General features: G+C 31.4%; 10 protein-coding genes. 7 read left to right on the forward strand and 3 right to left on the reverse strand.

What is annotated here, in order from left to right:
- Positions 1–160: 160 nt before the first annotated feature.
- The gene (locus WN975_RS12495; protein WP_337966826.1) at positions 161–1,615 is read right to left on the reverse strand and encodes a glycosyltransferase; all 1,455 of its coding nucleotides are present in this window, start codon (positions 1,613–1,615) and stop codon (positions 161–163) included.
- A 524-nt stretch (positions 1,616–2,139) separates the two neighbouring features.
- Between WN975_RS12495 and WN975_RS12500 the strand changes: the two genes are divergently transcribed.
- Positions 2,140–3,129, forward strand: coding sequence for a virulence RhuM family protein (locus WN975_RS12500; RefSeq protein WP_337966827.1), 990 nt, complete (start codon positions 2,140–2,142; stop codon positions 3,127–3,129).
- A gap of 160 nt (positions 3,130–3,289) precedes the next feature.
- On the opposite strand, the gene WN975_RS12505 is transcribed toward WN975_RS12500, so the two are convergent.
- On the reverse strand, positions 3,290–4,093 hold the full coding sequence (locus WN975_RS12505; RefSeq protein WP_337966828.1) for a type II CAAX endopeptidase family protein: 804 nt from the start codon (positions 4,091–4,093) through the stop codon (positions 3,290–3,292).
- A gap of 324 nt (positions 4,094–4,417) precedes the next feature.
- Between WN975_RS12505 and WN975_RS12510 the strand changes: the two genes are divergently transcribed.
- Both WN975_RS12510 and WN975_RS12515 read left to right on the forward strand, forming a co-directional pair.
- Complete coding sequence (locus tag WN975_RS12510; RefSeq protein WP_337966829.1) at positions 4,418–6,247, forward strand: DUF262 domain-containing protein; 1,830 nt, start codon at positions 4,418–4,420, stop codon at positions 6,245–6,247.
- Positions 6,248–6,258: 11 nt separating this feature from the next.
- On the forward strand, positions 6,259–8,571 hold the full coding sequence (locus tag WN975_RS12515) for a DUF262 domain-containing protein (protein ID WP_337966830.1): 2,313 nt from the start codon (positions 6,259–6,261) through the stop codon (positions 8,569–8,571).
- A 163-nt stretch (positions 8,572–8,734) separates the two neighbouring features.
- Here WN975_RS12515 and WN975_RS12520 read toward each other — a convergent pair whose 3' ends face one another.
- Positions 8,735–10,336, reverse strand: a complete 1,602-nt coding sequence (locus WN975_RS12520) for a Na+/H+ antiporter (RefSeq protein ID WP_337966831.1) — start codon at positions 10,334–10,336, stop codon at positions 8,735–8,737.
- 349 nt (positions 10,337–10,685) lie between these two features.
- Between WN975_RS12520 and WN975_RS12525 the strand changes: the two genes are divergently transcribed.
- The 4 genes from WN975_RS12525 to WN975_RS12540 all read left to right on the forward strand — a co-directional run bounded on the left by WN975_RS12525 (position 10,686) and on the right by WN975_RS12540 (position 16,404).
- Complete coding sequence (locus tag WN975_RS12525) at positions 10,686–13,034, forward strand: mechanosensitive ion channel (RefSeq protein WP_337966832.1); 2,349 nt, start codon at positions 10,686–10,688, stop codon at positions 13,032–13,034.
- Positions 13,035–13,211: 177 nt separating this feature from the next.
- Complete coding sequence (locus WN975_RS12530; RefSeq protein ID WP_337966833.1) at positions 13,212–14,129, forward strand: bestrophin family ion channel; 918 nt, start codon at positions 13,212–13,214, stop codon at positions 14,127–14,129.
- 225 nt (positions 14,130–14,354) lie between these two features.
- Positions 14,355–15,047 (forward strand): response regulator transcription factor, encoded by a 693-nt coding sequence (locus WN975_RS12535; RefSeq protein ID WP_337966834.1) that lies wholly within the window; start codon positions 14,355–14,357, stop codon positions 15,045–15,047.
- Entirely contained in the window at positions 15,037–16,404 is a 1,368-nt protein-coding gene (locus WN975_RS12540) for a HAMP domain-containing sensor histidine kinase (RefSeq protein ID WP_337966835.1), read from the forward strand. Before WN975_RS12535 ends, WN975_RS12540 begins: the two co-directional genes overlap by 11 nt.
- The last annotated feature ends 287 nt before the right edge of the window (positions 16,405–16,691 follow it).

Below are 16,691 nucleotides of genomic sequence, written 5' to 3' on the forward strand. Positions count from 1 at the left end.
TGTTTTTTTTCATACCAATAAACCCGACAGGTTTTTGAAACCTGACGGGTTTAGAATAGAGTTCAAACAAAACTTTTTAGTGCATAAAAAAACTCCTGCCCAAAAGGAACAGGAGTTGCAAAAAAACAAATCAATTCTATTTTTTTAATTACAATTATTTTTAGACTAAACCACGAGTCAACCAGCCTCTTTTATTGGCGGTAACGATGGCATAAGGTGTTATCCAGAATAAGCTGAAGGTGTAGAAAACGCTATAAGAATATGCCCAAAGCGAATCTGCAAGATTGTATCTTTTAGCATAAAACAATACCGGAAAACTAGATACAATTAAGATTCCTAATAATGTTGAGCTTAAAAATAATAAGGGATGCATGGCGATAAACACAAACATAAAAATCATAAACGGATATGCCATAACGATTTTTAAAGCTTGGTTAAACCATAAAAGACGAGCTCCAAATTTAGATTCTTTTCTAAAATCTGTAAAAACATATTTAGCCATTGCAATATTCTCACGAACATTACTTCTACTCCATCTAATGAACATTTTGTATAATCCGGTGTATTCTTCAGGAACGTTTGTCAATACATAAGCATTTCTTTGAAATACCACATGTTGACCTTGTTTCAAAATCATATTTGTCATCGCTCGGTCTTCGCCAATGTCAGACGGTTGTCCCATAAAAGTTTGGTTGATCCATTCGTCAAGACAAGCAAAAACCGAAGTTTTTCTATATGCTGCCGCTGCTCCAGGAGTACAAAGTACAGAACCTAATTTACTTTCCGCAGAACGCATGAATTCAAAACTCATTACGAAACTTACGTTAAGCATTTTCGGTAAGATTGCTTTTTTACTGTTCAAAACATGAACATTTCCTGCAACTGCACCACATTTTTCGTCTACCACAAACGGACTTACTAAATTTCTTAGCGTATCTTTTTTCACGATTGAATCACTATCAACCGTTACAAAAATTTCTCCCATTCCTAGTTCGAATCCACGATGAAGAGCGTGACGTTTTCCTTTATTTTCAGGTTGTTGAAAAATCGTCAAACGATCGCCTAATTTTATTTTGGCTTGTTGCATCCAGTACCAGGTATCGTCTTTACTTCCGTCGTCAACTGCTAAAATTTCTAGTTTATGTGCCGGAAAATCACTGTCGGCCAAACTCAATAAAGTATCCCAAACCAGTTTTCCTTCGTTATACGCAGGAACGATTACGGTACAAGTTGGCAACATTTCGTCCGAAACTGATTCGATTGGTTTATAGTTAAAATACAAGTATAAATTATACAGAAATACTCCCGTTTGAAAAACAAACAATATTCCTGCAACGACTAAAAACGGAAATCCCCAAGAAGAATTCATTCGGTCGATTTGAAACTGATCAAAGTCGGATTGTAAATGATATACGGAATATGCTCCAACAAACAATAAGGCAAATGTGCTTATCAACACAAATAATCCGAACTTACTTTTAGTGCGCTCGCTTACTTTTTTTGCTGCTACATTGTCATTACTAATTCGAAAAATGGAACTTTTTAAGGCTTGTTCGTTACTAAGATCTGGATTTGAAGTATAAAATTGTTCTGATGTTAAGGTTTCACTTTTCATATGACACTACTTTTGATTGCTTTCTATGGGCTTTTATTTAATTTGCTTTCCCTCCGATTTCGTTATTCTCATTTATCGGAAAGGATTTTACATTATCCCATTTTGCAAGCGTTGTGCCATTATTATTTTTTACTGGTTTCTAGCAGTTTAAGTATTTCGAGTGATTTTTGAGTGTGTAATTATTATACGTTTTGGTATACAGGATACAGTTTTTATTGGGGTTTTGGAAGGTTTTGAGTTGAGGTTTTTGGAGCTATTTCCAGCCATCCACTATATCTTTTTCTGCTTAAAGAAAGCAGTAAAAGGATGCCGCTTCTGTCTGGGCTAGGGCAATGGATTTCATAAGAACCCTTTTTCGCTGAAAAGAATATCTATCTTAAAAAATAAAACTATTCTTACTTTTTATAACTTTACCTACTAGTCTTAACGATTTATTCAATACTTTAGCAATCAGAATATTTTTTGTACTTGCAAATCAACAGTCTGAGAGTATAAGAACGAATTTTATGAAAGAATAGTATAATATGAACACGGGAGAAATACTTATATATCAAAATCAGGAAGGCAATATTAAAATCGATGTACTTCTTGAAGAAGAAACAGTTTGGTTAACACAGGCACAACTTTGCAATCTTTTTGCAAAATCTAAAGCTACGGTCAGCGAGCATATAAAAAACATTTTTGAAGAAGAAGAATTGAATGAAAACTCAGTTGTTCGGAAATTCCGAACAACTGCATCTGATGGTAAAAACTATCAAACTAATTTTTACAATCTTGATGTCATAATTTCGGTAGGTTATAGAGTAAAATCACTTCAGGGAACGCAATTCCGTATTTGGGCAACCCAGCGATTAAAAGAATATATTGTAAAAGGCTTTACATTAAATGATGATCGTTTTAAGTCAGGCAATACCATGAATTACTTTAACGAATTGCAACAACGCATTCGTGAGATTCGAATATCTGAAAAATTTTTCTACCAAAAAATAAAAGACATTTACACCACAAGTATTGATTATGATGCAAAAGATGAAAAAACAGTTTCATTTTTCAAAATCGTACAAAACAAATTCCTTTGGGCAATTTCTCAAAACACAGCAGCTGAATTAATTTATCGCAGAGTTGATGCCACTTTACCATTGTTAGGAATGCAATCTTTTGATAAAAAAGAAGCAAATGCAGTTCTGAAAACAGATGTTAGTATTGCTAAAAATTATCTAAATGAAGATGAAATAAAACTTCTGGGATTATTGGTTGAACAATATTTAGCATTTGCGGAGACTATGGCACAACAACAAACCCCAATGTATATGAAAGATTGGGCAGAACGTCTTGACAGTATTTTGCAACTCAACGGAAGAGAATTATTGTCGCATGCAGGAAAAATTAGTCATCAAATGGCTCTGGATAAATCTACTCAAGAATTTGAAAAATTTAAAGAAAGTAGAAAAACAATAGAGATAGAACAAAGCTTAAAAGAAATTGAAGCAGATATTAAAAGATTGAAAAAATAACAGCATCAAATAATTAAAAGGAAACATTAAGTCACTATTTTCATCCCAAAACATCGGAACACTATATTTTTTTATTTGTCGTGGCGGAAGAAAAAGGATGCCGCTTCTGTCTGGGCTAGGGCAATTAGAATTAACGTATAAATATGCATTTGTGGTGTTTTCATTCATTAATATTCTTGTTGAATAATTGATTTGGTTTCAGATTATATAAAAAGAAACAAGATATTATGAAAATTACGCTGGTTATAATAGATCCTTCAAAACCAAAATCGCCTCCACTTAAAAAGAACGGCTTTTCAGGAATATATCCTAAGATGCTTATTACCTTAATCCCGCTGACATTACTTCCTAATAAACACCCAATGGAAAAATTCCAAAATGCATGTATGAAGCTTGTCAATAGAATTGAATCACTTTTTAAATAAATCAAGCTGAAAAAAACACCTGCAATAGCAACATTAACCAATCCTATTACATTAACATTTGGATTGAATAAATGAAACAGACTAAAAAATAAAGAAACTAAGATTATATCTTTTATCGAAACATCAGTAACCACAACTTTGTACGGAATAAATCTGAAAAGAATTTCCTCTACTGATGCTGAAAGAAATATTAAAAGAAAATAAACAATAATTTCACTATCCCAATTACTATAATTGTAGACTTTGATTAATTTAAATCCAACAAGAAAAGAATATACAATAAACGGAAGTAAACAAGTAAGTAAAATTGCCTGATTACCAAAGCCTTTAGATAAAAAGCTATTTTTAAAATTATCATATAAATTTTCTTTCCAAAAGAGATATACAATATAAATAAGTTGAGGACAAAACGTAGCGATCCATATTTTATAACTGAAAGTTTTTGCATATAGATCTTCAAAAGCAATGAAAATAAAAGGTATGGATATAAAAGATATTGTTAAAAAGGCTTTAAGGTAAAAGCTAATTATTTTTTTCATATTGTAAATTAAAGTAATATTATCCTTATTTTTTTATCAAAAGGATAATTGCCGAATTGCGGCAAAAAGAATTTTATCTTCCAATCAGGACTAAGGTAAAGGTTTTTAAGAAAATTTGAAAATAATAAAGAACTCAGGTATAAATACGCATTGTCTTGTCTCTATTTATCGGTATTCTTGTTAAAATTAGTTTTTAAGAGATTTATGGTTTTCCGTAAGGTGATTAATTTTTAAATGCTAAAATTTGCTTTAAGGTTTCATTGCCTTTAGAAGTAGCTAAAAAAAATTAAACAAATATTGAAGAGCTAAGAAAAAAAATAAAATATGAGTAGTACAACAACACCATTAATAGATTTATTTGGCAAAAAATTCACTATCCCACATTATCAACGTGGATATAGATGGGAAAAACAAGAAGTAACCGAATTACTCACTGATCTTTGGAATTTTATGAACACATCAAAAAATGGAGAATTCTATTGTTTACAACCTATTGTCGTTCAAAAAATAGCAGAAAACGAGTTTAATGTTTTAGATGGACAACAACGATTAACAACATTATATTTAATACTTGTTTATTTAGAAGAAAGAAGGTTTGAAGATGGATACAATCAAGAACTTTTTAAACTAAATTATGAAACAAGAAGCAAATGTGAAGAGTTTTTACTAAATAGAACTTTTATCAACACAATTGATGAGTCAAATATCGACTTTCAGCATATATGTGATAGTTATAAATACATCGATCAATGGTTTAAGAACCATGCTGGAGCAAAAGGAAAATTAATTCCTATCCTTCTTGATAATAATGACATTGGAAATAAAAATGTTCGCGTTATTTGGTATGAAGTAGAACCGCAAACCAACCCTATTGATGTTTTTATTCGATTAAATGTTGGTAAAATTCCTTTAACAGATGCTGAATTAATAAAAGCATTATTATTACAAAGTGATAAATACCTCCCATCAGAATTGACAATAAATAAAATGAAATTGTTTGAAATTGCAACAGAATGGGATAGTATTGAATACACATTACAAGAAGAAGATTTTTGGTATTTTATAAGCAACGAGGAAAATTCGAAACCAACACATATTGAATTTATCTTTGATGCTATAGCCAATAAAATTTTGAAAGAGAAAAAATATTTTGATTCAAAACCTTTAAAACACGCCACTTTCTTAATTCTATCTGAGTACCTCCAAGATTTAATTATTAATAAAAAAATAACTAGAATTGATGCTGTTAGAGATATTTGGAAAATGGTAATTGAATATTTTGAATATTATAAACAATGGTTTACTAATAGAAAACTCTATCATTATATTGGTTATTTAATCGAAATAAAAGGCAGTACTATTATAGATAGTTTGATTAAGGAATCTAAAGGGCGAAGCAAAAAATCTTTTGAAACATATCTTGAAGATCAAATTGAAGACTTAATAAAAATTACTACAAAACAGAAAGATGCAAGTGGTGATATTATAGAGGTTAAACTAAAAGATTTACGTTATGAAAACGAAGATCAAAAAACGAACGATAAAACATTAATTATCAATATCTTGTTTTTACATAATGTAATAACCACATTAAAATCAGAGAAAGAAAAAGCAAAATTTCCTTTTAATCTTTACAAAAAAACTAAAAAAAATGAAAAATGGAGTTTAGAGCATATCCATGCGCAAAACTCCGAATATATTACAAAATCTCATCACCAAAAATCATGGCTTAAAGACCATATCAAATCATTAACTAATACTAATGAGGCACAATTTGACAGTATAATCAAAACAATGATTATTGCACAAAATAATGACAATTTAGATAAAGAAGATTTTAATAAAATTGTAAATTCTGTATATATTTTAATTAATGAAAAATCTGGGGTTAATGAAAAAAATATTCACGGAATAGATAATTTATGTCTAATCGATAAAAACACAAATAGTCAGTTAAACAATTCTGTTTTTGATGTAAAAAGAGAGAAAATCAAAAAGAGAGAAGTTAATGGTCATTATATTCCAATCTGTTCAAGAAATATATTCTTAAAATCATACACCGATTATCCTGAAAATAATGCTTATTGGACTCCTCAGGATCGAATAGGTTATTTAAGTAGTCTAGAAGAAACCTATAGTTATTTTGTAAAATAATAAATAAAAAAATGAAGTACACTTTATATAAATTACTTGAAAATAATGTAGTCAAAATTCCATTGATTCAAAGAGATTATGCGCAAGGTAGAGAATCAGAAATAGATTTAAGAAATAGTTTTATTAATAAAATTAAAGAAATTTTAAATGAGGAAGTTGAAAAGCTAAATCTAGATTTTGTTTATGGATATACAGAAAAAAGTAATCAAAGCAAAGAGGATTTTATTCCTCTTGATGGACAGCAACGGTTAACAACACTTTGGTTATTACATTGGTATTTTGCTTCTAAAGAAGGGGTAATGAGAGACGATGTCTCAAATTTGGTAAAACCAGTACTTTTAAATTTTACTTATGAAACAAGGATTTCTTCTAAAAGATTTTGTGAAAATTTAGTCAATAATCCTATTGAAAATCTTGAATTAATAGAGTCTATTAAAGACGAAATAATAGATTCCTCTTGGTTTATGTCTTCTTGGGAATATGATCCAACCATAATAGCAATGCTAAATATGCTGGACACAATTCATAAAACTTTATCTGGTTGTAAAAATGTCTGGGAAAAATTAACCCATAAAGACCTAATTACTTTTGATTACATTGACATTAAATCGGATGAGTTTAAGTTAACCGATGAATTATATATTAATATGAATTCAAGAGGAAAACCATTAACACCTTTTGAAAATTTTAAAGCTATATTTTCAAAACTTTTAAATGATAAAACGACAGATTATTTTGAATTAAAACGTGATTACAAAGAACAACAAATAACCTATCAGCAATATTTCGCATTCAATGTAGATGGCAGATGGGTTGATTTATTTTGGAATTACAGAAATACAACTGAAAAAGAATTAGACCAAAATATCTTAACTTTTTTCTATTATATAGCAGAAATGCAACATTACAAAAAAAATAAAGATGAAAACTTCGACAAAAATCTAGAATCATTAAAAACTGTTTATGGACATAAAGAAAATGTTGATTTTCTTTTCGATTCGCTTGATTTACTTTCAAGTTTGAAAGATGTTAGATCATTTTTTGATGAATTATTTTGTAATAATGAATATGAAGTTAGTAAAGTCAAATTATTTGACAATAAGACCACCGATTTATTTTTAAGAGCATTTACAGACGAAAATTTTGATGTAAAACAAAAAGTACTTTTCTATGGTATTTTAGAATTTTGTATTGAAACAAAAACTTTAATTCCAAATAAAAATTTAAAGGATTTTATTCGAATAATAAGAAATTTACTTTCTAGAACCCGACAAGTAAATACATCGAGGAGAATTGAATTTACTTCAAATTTACGTTTACCAAACTTTTTTGAATATTCTAATTTCATCTTTGAATTAACACAATTAATAAAGCTAAATCCTAACAAAAATGTATTCCAGTTATTTACAGAAAACACACTAAAAGGATTTACAAAAGATGTTTTAGATGCAGAAAAAAACAAGATATTATCCATTCTTAAAAATAGTGCAACAGAAGAAAGCATTACCAAACTAGGTGAGCATTTTTACTTAGAAGGAATCACTGATAATTTCGATATTGAATCCGTTGATATTGAAAAATACGTAAACGCATTTTATGAAATTTGGGAATTTAAAGAAACAAATAGTTCACTTTTAATAAGATCGTTATTAACACACGGAGATTTTTCAGTAAAAACACATTCTTATTCAAGCTTAGGTCCAATTTGGTATTTTGGTTCAGAAGAAGGCTGGAATAGAATATTAACAACAACTGATAAAATTGAACAAATAAAAATAAAAACTAACATTGATTCATTTTTAAGGGATTATATAACATTCACTGAAAAAACAATTGCTGAGAAATTATACAAAATGATAAATAATTTTAATCCACAAGAAAAAGATTGGATTTATTATTTTGTGAAATATCCAGAAATCACTTCCCGTATTGGTGAAAACTTTAATCTATTTACTTGGAACGATAAAAAAGGTTTTAATATAAATAGTGTTGGTAATTCGGGAAAACAACCTTTAGCTTCCTATCATATAAATCCATATTTAAATACTATTAAAGAAAATTTTTCAGAAGAAAAAAAAATAACAAAGTATCATGGAAGATATACAGATCAATTGAGTTGTTTGAGCTTGCCAAAAGATATTACTATATTTTCTGGCAATGATGGCTATGAAATTTACAATTTGGAAAAACATTCTAATTTTGATTTTTTTGTTGAAAATTTTAACTTAAAAAAAGTAAACAATTATTATATTTTGAATGAAACCGAGATGAAAGATAAGATCGAAATAGCAATTGATTTTTGCCAAGAAGTTTTAATGAAATAATTAATAAATTAAACTAATTCTTTACAATAAATGTACAGAATTTTGCTTCTAAGAGATATTTTAAATTTCTCTTAGAAGCTAATTTAGTCAAAAGTTTCATTTTTATAATTTTAGTACAAACTAAACCAATATAATTTAATTTCTACTTAAAACTAAAATCCCCCTATTCCTCATACATCTCCATCCACAACCTCGTCTCCTCCAAATCAAGTTCCTTCTCAATTTTCCTGAAAATCTCTTCATTTACAGAACCGGATTTATGCATCGATTCTAGTTTACCGCGTTCTACATTTAGAAGATCGATTTGAAGTTTGGTGAAATCATTGAAAATCTCGCCGCCCATTAGATTTCCTTTTCCGAAGAAGTTGGCTGGGAGTTCGGTTTTTTGGAGGCGGTTGAATTTTACTTCGTATTTACTTTTTATATTGTGAAGTAAGTCGTCGTTGAGTAACGAGAAATTATCTTCAATATGGGTAATGGTTTGCGACACGATTACATTTCTTATTTCGTATTCTTCGGCAAGGATCGAATATTTTTCGATTTTTAGTTTTTTGATTAACCATGGTAAAGTCAAACCCTGAATTACCAAAGTCGAAAGTATTACGCAAAATACCAGATAAATGATGAGGTTTCGGAGTGGAAATTCTTCTGTTTCGTTCATCATTAGCGGAAGCGCCAATGCAGCTGCCATAGAAACTACGCCACGCATTCCGGACCAACCAAAAACAATCATGTTTCGGAAATCAAATTCCTCTTGTAGACGGATTTTTTTACTGATATATCTTGGAAGCAATGTTGCCGGAATCACCCATAAAAAACGCACCAAAATCACGACCAAACTTACCGAAGCGCCCCAAACAAACAATGACCAACCGGAATAATCCCCGATTCCTTCAATAATTTGACGCAATTGCAATCCGATTAAGATAAAGATTAAACCGTTTAGAATATTCGTTAAAACGCTCCAAATCGTTCCTGTCATGATTCGGCTTTCGTGCGTGAAAATCGTTCCTGATCTCGCCGAAAGAAAAAGCCCTGTCGCCACTACAGCCAAAACTCCCGAAGCTTCGAAATGTTCGGCAATTAAATAAGAAGCAAAAGGCGTTAATAAAGTTAAAGTTGCTTCGATAACTTCGTCGCAAACAAATCTTTTATGAATAAAACTCATAACATATCCCACGCCTAAACCAATCGCAATTCCTATAACCGACATCACAACAAAATTCAATCCGGCTTGCCAGAGTACAAAATTTCCCGCTGTAATGGCGGTCAAAGCATATTTATAAGCAACCAAACCACTGGCATCATTTACCAGACTTTCGCCTTCAAGAATGGCGATTAATCTCGGATGCAAACCCAAACCTTTTGTTATAGAAGTAGCCGAAACTGCATCAGGCGGAGAAACGATTGCGCCTAATAAAAAAGCTAACGGCCAGGAAATATCATCTATCAGCATATGTGCAGCAAAAGCTACGGCAACGGTGGTAAAAAGTACCAGACCTACAGCCGCTAAAGTAATTGGTCGGATGGTTTGTTTAAAATCAGACCAACTAGTATACCACGCTGCGTGATATAAAAGCGGCGGCAAAAAGACGATAAAAACAACTTCGGGACTTAATGCAATCACCGGAAGTCCGGGAATAATGCTAATCACAACTCCGCAAAGCACCAACACAATTGGAATTGGGAAATTATATTTTTTACTAACAAGACTCAGGAAAGCGACGCCAAATAGTAACATGATAATTACAGTAATATTCTCCATTTTCTAGGTGTTTTGGTATTTTTGGTATGAGAGTACGAATATAATATTTTTAATTTTTCTTTTTTAGCCACTCGCAAAGCTTCGGGATAAAATGATTTAATTTCACGCAGATTCTACAGATCAAAGCAGATTTAAATAGATTTTTATTAAAATTAATTTGCGTAAATCTGCTTAAATCTTTTTTAATCTGCGTGAAATTCATATTAAAAAATCTATGTGAATCTTTTTATCCCGATAACTATTTGAAAGTGTCAAAAACAAAATCTCTTTTAACCAAATTTTATCATACTCTTCATCATAAATACTTTAAAAAAAATTACATTTGAACCTTAAATTTATGCCCTAAATTATGATTCAGAAAAGATATTCTATTTGTTTACTTGCCTTATTAGCAGTCTTATTTTACACGCCACTCGCCTATTCGCAAACAACTCCTCCAAAAACAGAAACCAAATCTTCACTATTTCAGGAAAGTGTAACTGACAGCGACTATCTAATGGCTATCGAAAAAGCCGGAGAAGTCCTGGAATCTGCTCATAATGACACCGAATTTGATGGAAATAGCCATCATTTATTTGGTGATATCAAAAGAACACAAAGTAAACTTGATCTTATTCTGGAGAGTTTAAAAGGTGCAAATCCTAACGTGCGCAATCAGCAAATGTATCGTATCGTGCTGAAAGAAATTCAGCAGGAACTAGAAGAACAAAATACAGCAATCAATTCGCGTAATCTGGCTCTTGAAAAAATCAAAGGCAGAGTAATTGATTTGCGCAAAGACAAAACCTTAATGAGTCTTTTGAAAGACACGATTCGTCGCAAACAGTTTAAAAAAGAATTCGCCAATCTTAAAAACAGATATCTGAGCACGGACAGTTTAATGACCAAAAATCAAGGTATTTTAAACAAAAACAAAAGACTTACTGTTGAAAGAAAAATTGCGGTTTCGAATGCTTTAATTACCGTTGACAGCAAACTTGAACAATCAGGAATCGGAATGCTTAAGGAAGATTATCCTACTTTATGGAGCAAAACCGATTCGACCGCGAAAAAAATAGTTGGGCAAAACATAAAAGCTAAAATCATTATCGAAGAAAATGTTGCTGCTTATTATCTAAGTTACAGAGCAGGCGGTTTGATCACTTTAGTTTTATTAATGGGATTATTGGGCTGGTACATTTCGCGCAATTTAAAATACTTAAACAGTAATGCACATGCCGATAATCTGGCACAATTTAACTTCAAATATTTAAATCGTGGCGTTATAATTCCAGTTTCAGTAATTGGTCTTAATATCGCCGTTGTAAGTAATTTATATGCTCCGGCATTATTTATTGAATTGATTCAGTTGGTTCTTTTGGGACTTCTTACGGTTCTTTTTAAGAATAGATGGCCGGCAGTTGCCATGAAAAACTGGATATTTCTATTAGTTCTGTTCTTTGTTTTGTGTTTCCTTGACTTATTTATTGCAGTAGGATTTATTCAGCGTTGTGCTTTTATTGTGATCAATATTTTAGGAATCCGTTATGGTTTAGTTCAGATTAAAACTTTAAAAGAACAGCTTTATATCAAAGGATTTTTTAAATGGGCAACCATAATTTTTATTGGTCTGAATGCTTTATCGCTTTTGAATAACCTTTTCGGAAGAGTTTCATTGGCCAATATGTTAAGTCTTACAGCGTTTATTTCGCTAACACAAATTGTGGCTTTGAGTGTTCTTTTGAAGATTGTTTTAGAGGTTATTCTTTTACAGATTTACACTACCAGAATTAAACGTGGCATTGAAAAAATCTTCGATCACGAAACTTTGTCTGACACACTCAAAAAACCTTTCATTATCATAATTAGTTATATGTGGATTGTTGTAATCGCAGCTAATTTAAATGCTTGGGAATCCCTTCGTTCCGGTTTAGTCACCTTATTAAGCCATCCAAATACTATTGGAAGCATCACTTTTACTTTAGGAAACATCGTTTTATTCTTTATAATTATTTGGGTAGCGCATTTATTGCAAAATTATGTTGCTTACTTTTTTGGCGAAATTGACGATGAAAACGAAGAAAACGTCAATAAAAGACAACATTCTAAACTATTGATTACAAGACTTGTGGTTTTAATAGTCGGTTATCTTTTGGCGGTTGCAGCTTCGGGAATGCCTTTAGACAAACTAAGTATTTTATTAGGAGCTTTGGGTGTCGGTGTTGGACTTGGACTTCAGAATGTGGTTAATAATTTTGTTTCGGGTATTATTTTAATCTTCGATAAACCAATCCAAATTGGCGATGTAATCGATATTAGCAATGAATCAGGTCGTGTGAAATCTATGGGATTGCGTACCACCAAAATCAACGCGCCAAATGGTGCCGAAATCATTATTCCGAATGGTAATTTACTTTCTCAAAACATTACAAACTGGACTTATACAGACAATTTTAAATTGGTAGAAATTACTTTAGAAGTTTCCGGAGATGTTATGCCTGAGGATATTAATGCGCTTATAATAGAATCTCTTGAAAGCATGCAAATGGTCAATAATACAAAAACACCACAGATTTATTACAGTGCAATTTCTGAAGGAAAATTCAAATTACAAGTAAAATTCTGGTGCAGTATTTACCGTACCGAAGAAACAATAAGTAGTGCAAGACAAGTACTTTTTGGTAATTTTAAAGCTAAAGGTTTAACTTTATCAACCTAAAAAAATATTAAAATTTTTAATTTCAAAAGCCGTCTTATTGCTACAATTTGACGGCTTTTTTGAATGATTAATCCCCTTAAAATTCACACTAAATAAAGACCATTATATTTTCTGTGATTTTTTGCGAGCGATACTAGTTTTAATTACTTTTATATCTTAGAATTTCATTTTTTCCAAATGATAATAAAGAAAAAGAATACCTGGTTTAAAATGCTCTTTGAATGGAGAGGTTCCGTTTTGCCGCAACTCCTTCCGAGGCTTTTGTTATTGCTTTTATTTTCGCTTTTGGTCGTTTATTTCAAACCTTATCTTCTCAAATATAATTTACACATTAATCCCGCAATTTTCACTTTATTCGGGATTGCATTGGCTATATTTCTGGGCTTTAGAAACAATGTAAGTTATGATCGTTTTTGGGAAGGCAGAAAACTTTGGGGCGCATTATTAAACGATACAAGATCTCTTGCCAGACAAAGTATTACGCTGATTAACGATGCAGAATATGAAGCCAAAAGAGAGAATTTTACCAACTTACTTATTGCATTTGTCTACAGTTTAAAACATCAGCTTAGAGAAACAAACTCTGATAATGATATGAATCGGCTTCTGCCAAAAGAACTTGCAGAACAACTTAAAGAAGTCAAATTTAAACCTATAATTATTTTAAGAGAATTAGGAATTTGGGTAAAAAATGCCAAATCCGAAAACAAGATTGACAGCGTTACACAACTTGCTTTTGAAGAAAATCTGAACAAACTCTCCGACATTGTTGGCGGATGCGAACGAATTGCAGGAACACCAATTCCGTATACTTACAGCGTTTTATTGCACAGAACAGTTTACATTTATTGCTTTTTATTGTCTTTTGGTTTTGTCGAAACAATGGGCTGGATTACGCCTTTTATAATCGTTTTTATAGCTTATACTTTCGTCGCACTTGAAGCAATTGCCGATGAATTGGAAAATCCTTTTGGTCTTCAGCCAAATGATCTTGCATTGGACGCAATGTCGCAAATGATAGAAAATACATTATTAGAATTAAACGATAAAAAAGTAACTCCAATAAGTCCTCAAAACACTTATTATATTACTTAACCCCATTTAAATCAATACATAAAAGCTTAATTTAACACATAGAAACATAGCTTTTATATTTAAAAAAAAGAATAAAATAAAGAAACACATTTCTTTCACATAGCTAAATTTGTGTATTATAAATAAGTGAAACGCCTTATTACATTTTTTGAGCTATGTTGCTATCTGTTAAAAAGAATTACACACAACGAGTTATCACATTGCACACCCCAATTATATTCGGTTATGAATAGAGTTTTATTAGTTGAAGACGATCCCAGAGTTGCTTCCTTTATTTCGAGAGGACTTGAAGAAAATCTCTATCAGGTTAAGTCAGTATCGAAAGGATATGACGCCATAAATGAAGTCATGGAAAATGATTACGATATCATTATTCTCGATATTATGCTTCCGGATATTACAGGTTTTGAGGTTTGCGAAGTCTTAAGAAACAGAAAAATACTTCTTCCTATTCTTATTTTAAGCGCATTAGATACGCCGCACGAAAAAGTAAAAGGATTACAATCCGGTGCCGATGATTATTTGGCAAAACCCTTTTTGTTTGAAGAACTTCTGGCGAGAATAAATGCTCAGCTTCGTCGTGCCGAATTTAGTACCGGAATATTAGACTTTCAATCTTATGCCGGAATTGAAATCAATATGAAGGAACAAAGCGCTACGAGAGACGGAAAAGAACTTAATTTATCTTCAAGAGAACTTAAGCTTCTGATTTTTTTCATGAAAAACAGAGAAACAGCTTTGTCAAGAATTGCAATTGCTCAGGCAGTTTGGAGCATTGATCTTGATATGAATTCTAATACTGTAGATGTTTACATCAATTATCTGCGAAATAAAGTCGATAAAAACTTTGCAACGCCATTAATTCATACCATAAAAGGAACGGGATATATGCTCAAACAAAAGAGTCATGAATCTTAAAAACAAACTTGCGGTTAATTCCAGTTTGCTTTTTGCCTTTACGGTTGGACTTGTAATGGCGGGTTCTTTCTTGTTGTTTAGAACTCACATGAAAGATCTTTATTATGACAATCTTGAAGATCATGCGATGACAACGGCTCTTTTTTACTTCGAAAAAGACGAAATCAAAGAGATTAGCAGCGAACGTTATCGTCAAATCGAAATACAATACAATCGCATAAACAACGAATCGATACGAGTTTATGATGCCAAAACAAAGAAACTTTTTGTAAACGATAATGTTGATGTTCAGCTTAGTGATCAATATTTGGATTTAATCAAAAAAGAGAAAATTGTACATTTTAAAATCAACGACAGACAATTTGTTGGTTTATTTTATAAAGACAATCAGGGAGATTTTATCATTGTAGTTTCAGGAATTGATCATGCAGGAAACCGACAATTGGAGATTCTTGGTATTATGTTTATTCTTTTTTATCTCGCCGGAATTCCGATAAATTATCTTTTGGGAACTTTTTTAGCCAAACAAACTTTTCTGCCTTTTGAGCAAGTTATAGCCAAAGTAAATACGATTACGACCGAAAATCTTCATTCGAGGCTGGAAATCCCGCAAACAAGCGGAAAAGACGAAATTAAAGAGCTTGTTACCACTTTTAATTATCTTTTAGAAAGATTGGAAAGTGGAATAATGATTCAGAATAACTTTCTGAAAAACGCTTCTCACGAATTAAAAACTCCGCTTACCATTATTATTGGAGACATTGACGTTTCGCTGCAACAGCCAAGAACTAACGAACAATATGAGCAAATTTTAAAATCGCTCAAAAAAGATACTTTACATCTCAAATCTACTCTCGAAGGACTTTTGGTATTATCAGGACTTGAACTTTCTGAACCACAGCAAATGGAATCCGTTAGGATTGATGAAATATTGTGGAATGTTCTGGAAAAGAAAGCGATCGAATATCCTGAATCTAAAGTTTCGGTTAATTTTGATGCCATTTCTGATGATGAAGATTTGCTTTCCATTCATGGAAATAAACACATGATTTTCATTGCTTTGTATAACATTCTCGATAATGCGATTAAGTTTTCTTCGCCTGAACAAGTCAACGTATTTGCTTTTTCGAATGAAGGAAAGCTTCTGATAAAAATTAAAGATCAAGGTCCGGGAATTTCAGAAACGGATAGAGAATCTATTTTTGATCTCTTTTTCAGAAGCGATAGAACGCGTCACATTCAGGGACAAGGATTGGGACTTTTTATCACAATGCAAATTCTAAAACTTCATAATATTAATCTAATAGTAGATTCTGAGTTAGAAAAAGGCACTACATTTTCTTTAGTATTTCCTTAAAAGGATTAAAGTGTTTTTCTTTCACGCAGATTTTGCAGATTGAGCAGATCTAATTTTAAATTTGCGTAAATCTTTTTTAAGGAGCTAATCCCGCTATCCGTTTCATAACAACATTTCCGTCTAGTTTGTCATTTCGAGGAACGAGAAATCTCCACGAGTAGCTCTACAAAGATTGGCGATTTTGTTTGAGGAGCTACTTGCGAAGATTTCTCGTTCCTCGAAATGACAAACTAGCTTTGAAAAACATGTTTTTCAGCGAGAACAGTACAATTCTCGAACGCTTATTT

It is taken from the genome of uncultured Flavobacterium sp. (assembly GCF_951805225.1).
GTDB lineage: Bacteria > Bacteroidota > Bacteroidia > Flavobacteriales > Flavobacteriaceae > Flavobacterium.

What these genes read in the sequence shown, in the direction of transcription:
- WN975_RS12500 (WP_337966827.1), top strand. Translation starts at nt 2,140, where the DNA reads ATGAACACGGGAGAAATACTTATATATCAAAATCAGGAAGGCAATATT.
- WN975_RS12505 (WP_337966828.1), bottom strand. Translation starts at nt 4,093, where the DNA reads ATGAAAAAAATAATTAGCTTTTACCTTAAAGCCTTTTTAACAATATCT.
- WN975_RS12515 (WP_337966830.1), top strand. Translation starts at nt 6,259, where the DNA reads ATGAAGTACACTTTATATAAATTACTTGAAAATAATGTAGTCAAAATT.
- WN975_RS12540 (WP_337966835.1), top strand. Translation starts at nt 15,037, where the DNA reads ATGAATCTTAAAAACAAACTTGCGGTTAATTCCAGTTTGCTTTTTGCC.
- WN975_RS12495 (WP_337966826.1), bottom strand. Translation starts at nt 1,615, where the DNA reads ATGAAAAGTGAAACCTTAACATCAGAACAATTTTATACTTCAAATCCA.
- WN975_RS12530 (WP_337966833.1), top strand. Translation starts at nt 13,212, where the DNA reads ATGATAATAAAGAAAAAGAATACCTGGTTTAAAATGCTCTTTGAATGG.
- WN975_RS12520 (WP_337966831.1), bottom strand. Translation starts at nt 10,336, where the DNA reads ATGGAGAATATTACTGTAATTATCATGTTACTATTTGGCGTCGCTTTC.
- WN975_RS12525 (WP_337966832.1), top strand. Translation starts at nt 10,686, where the DNA reads ATGATTCAGAAAAGATATTCTATTTGTTTACTTGCCTTATTAGCAGTC.
- WN975_RS12510 (WP_337966829.1), top strand. Translation starts at nt 4,418, where the DNA reads ATGAGTAGTACAACAACACCATTAATAGATTTATTTGGCAAAAAATTC.
- WN975_RS12535 (WP_337966834.1), top strand. Translation starts at nt 14,355, where the DNA reads ATGAATAGAGTTTTATTAGTTGAAGACGATCCCAGAGTTGCTTCCTTT.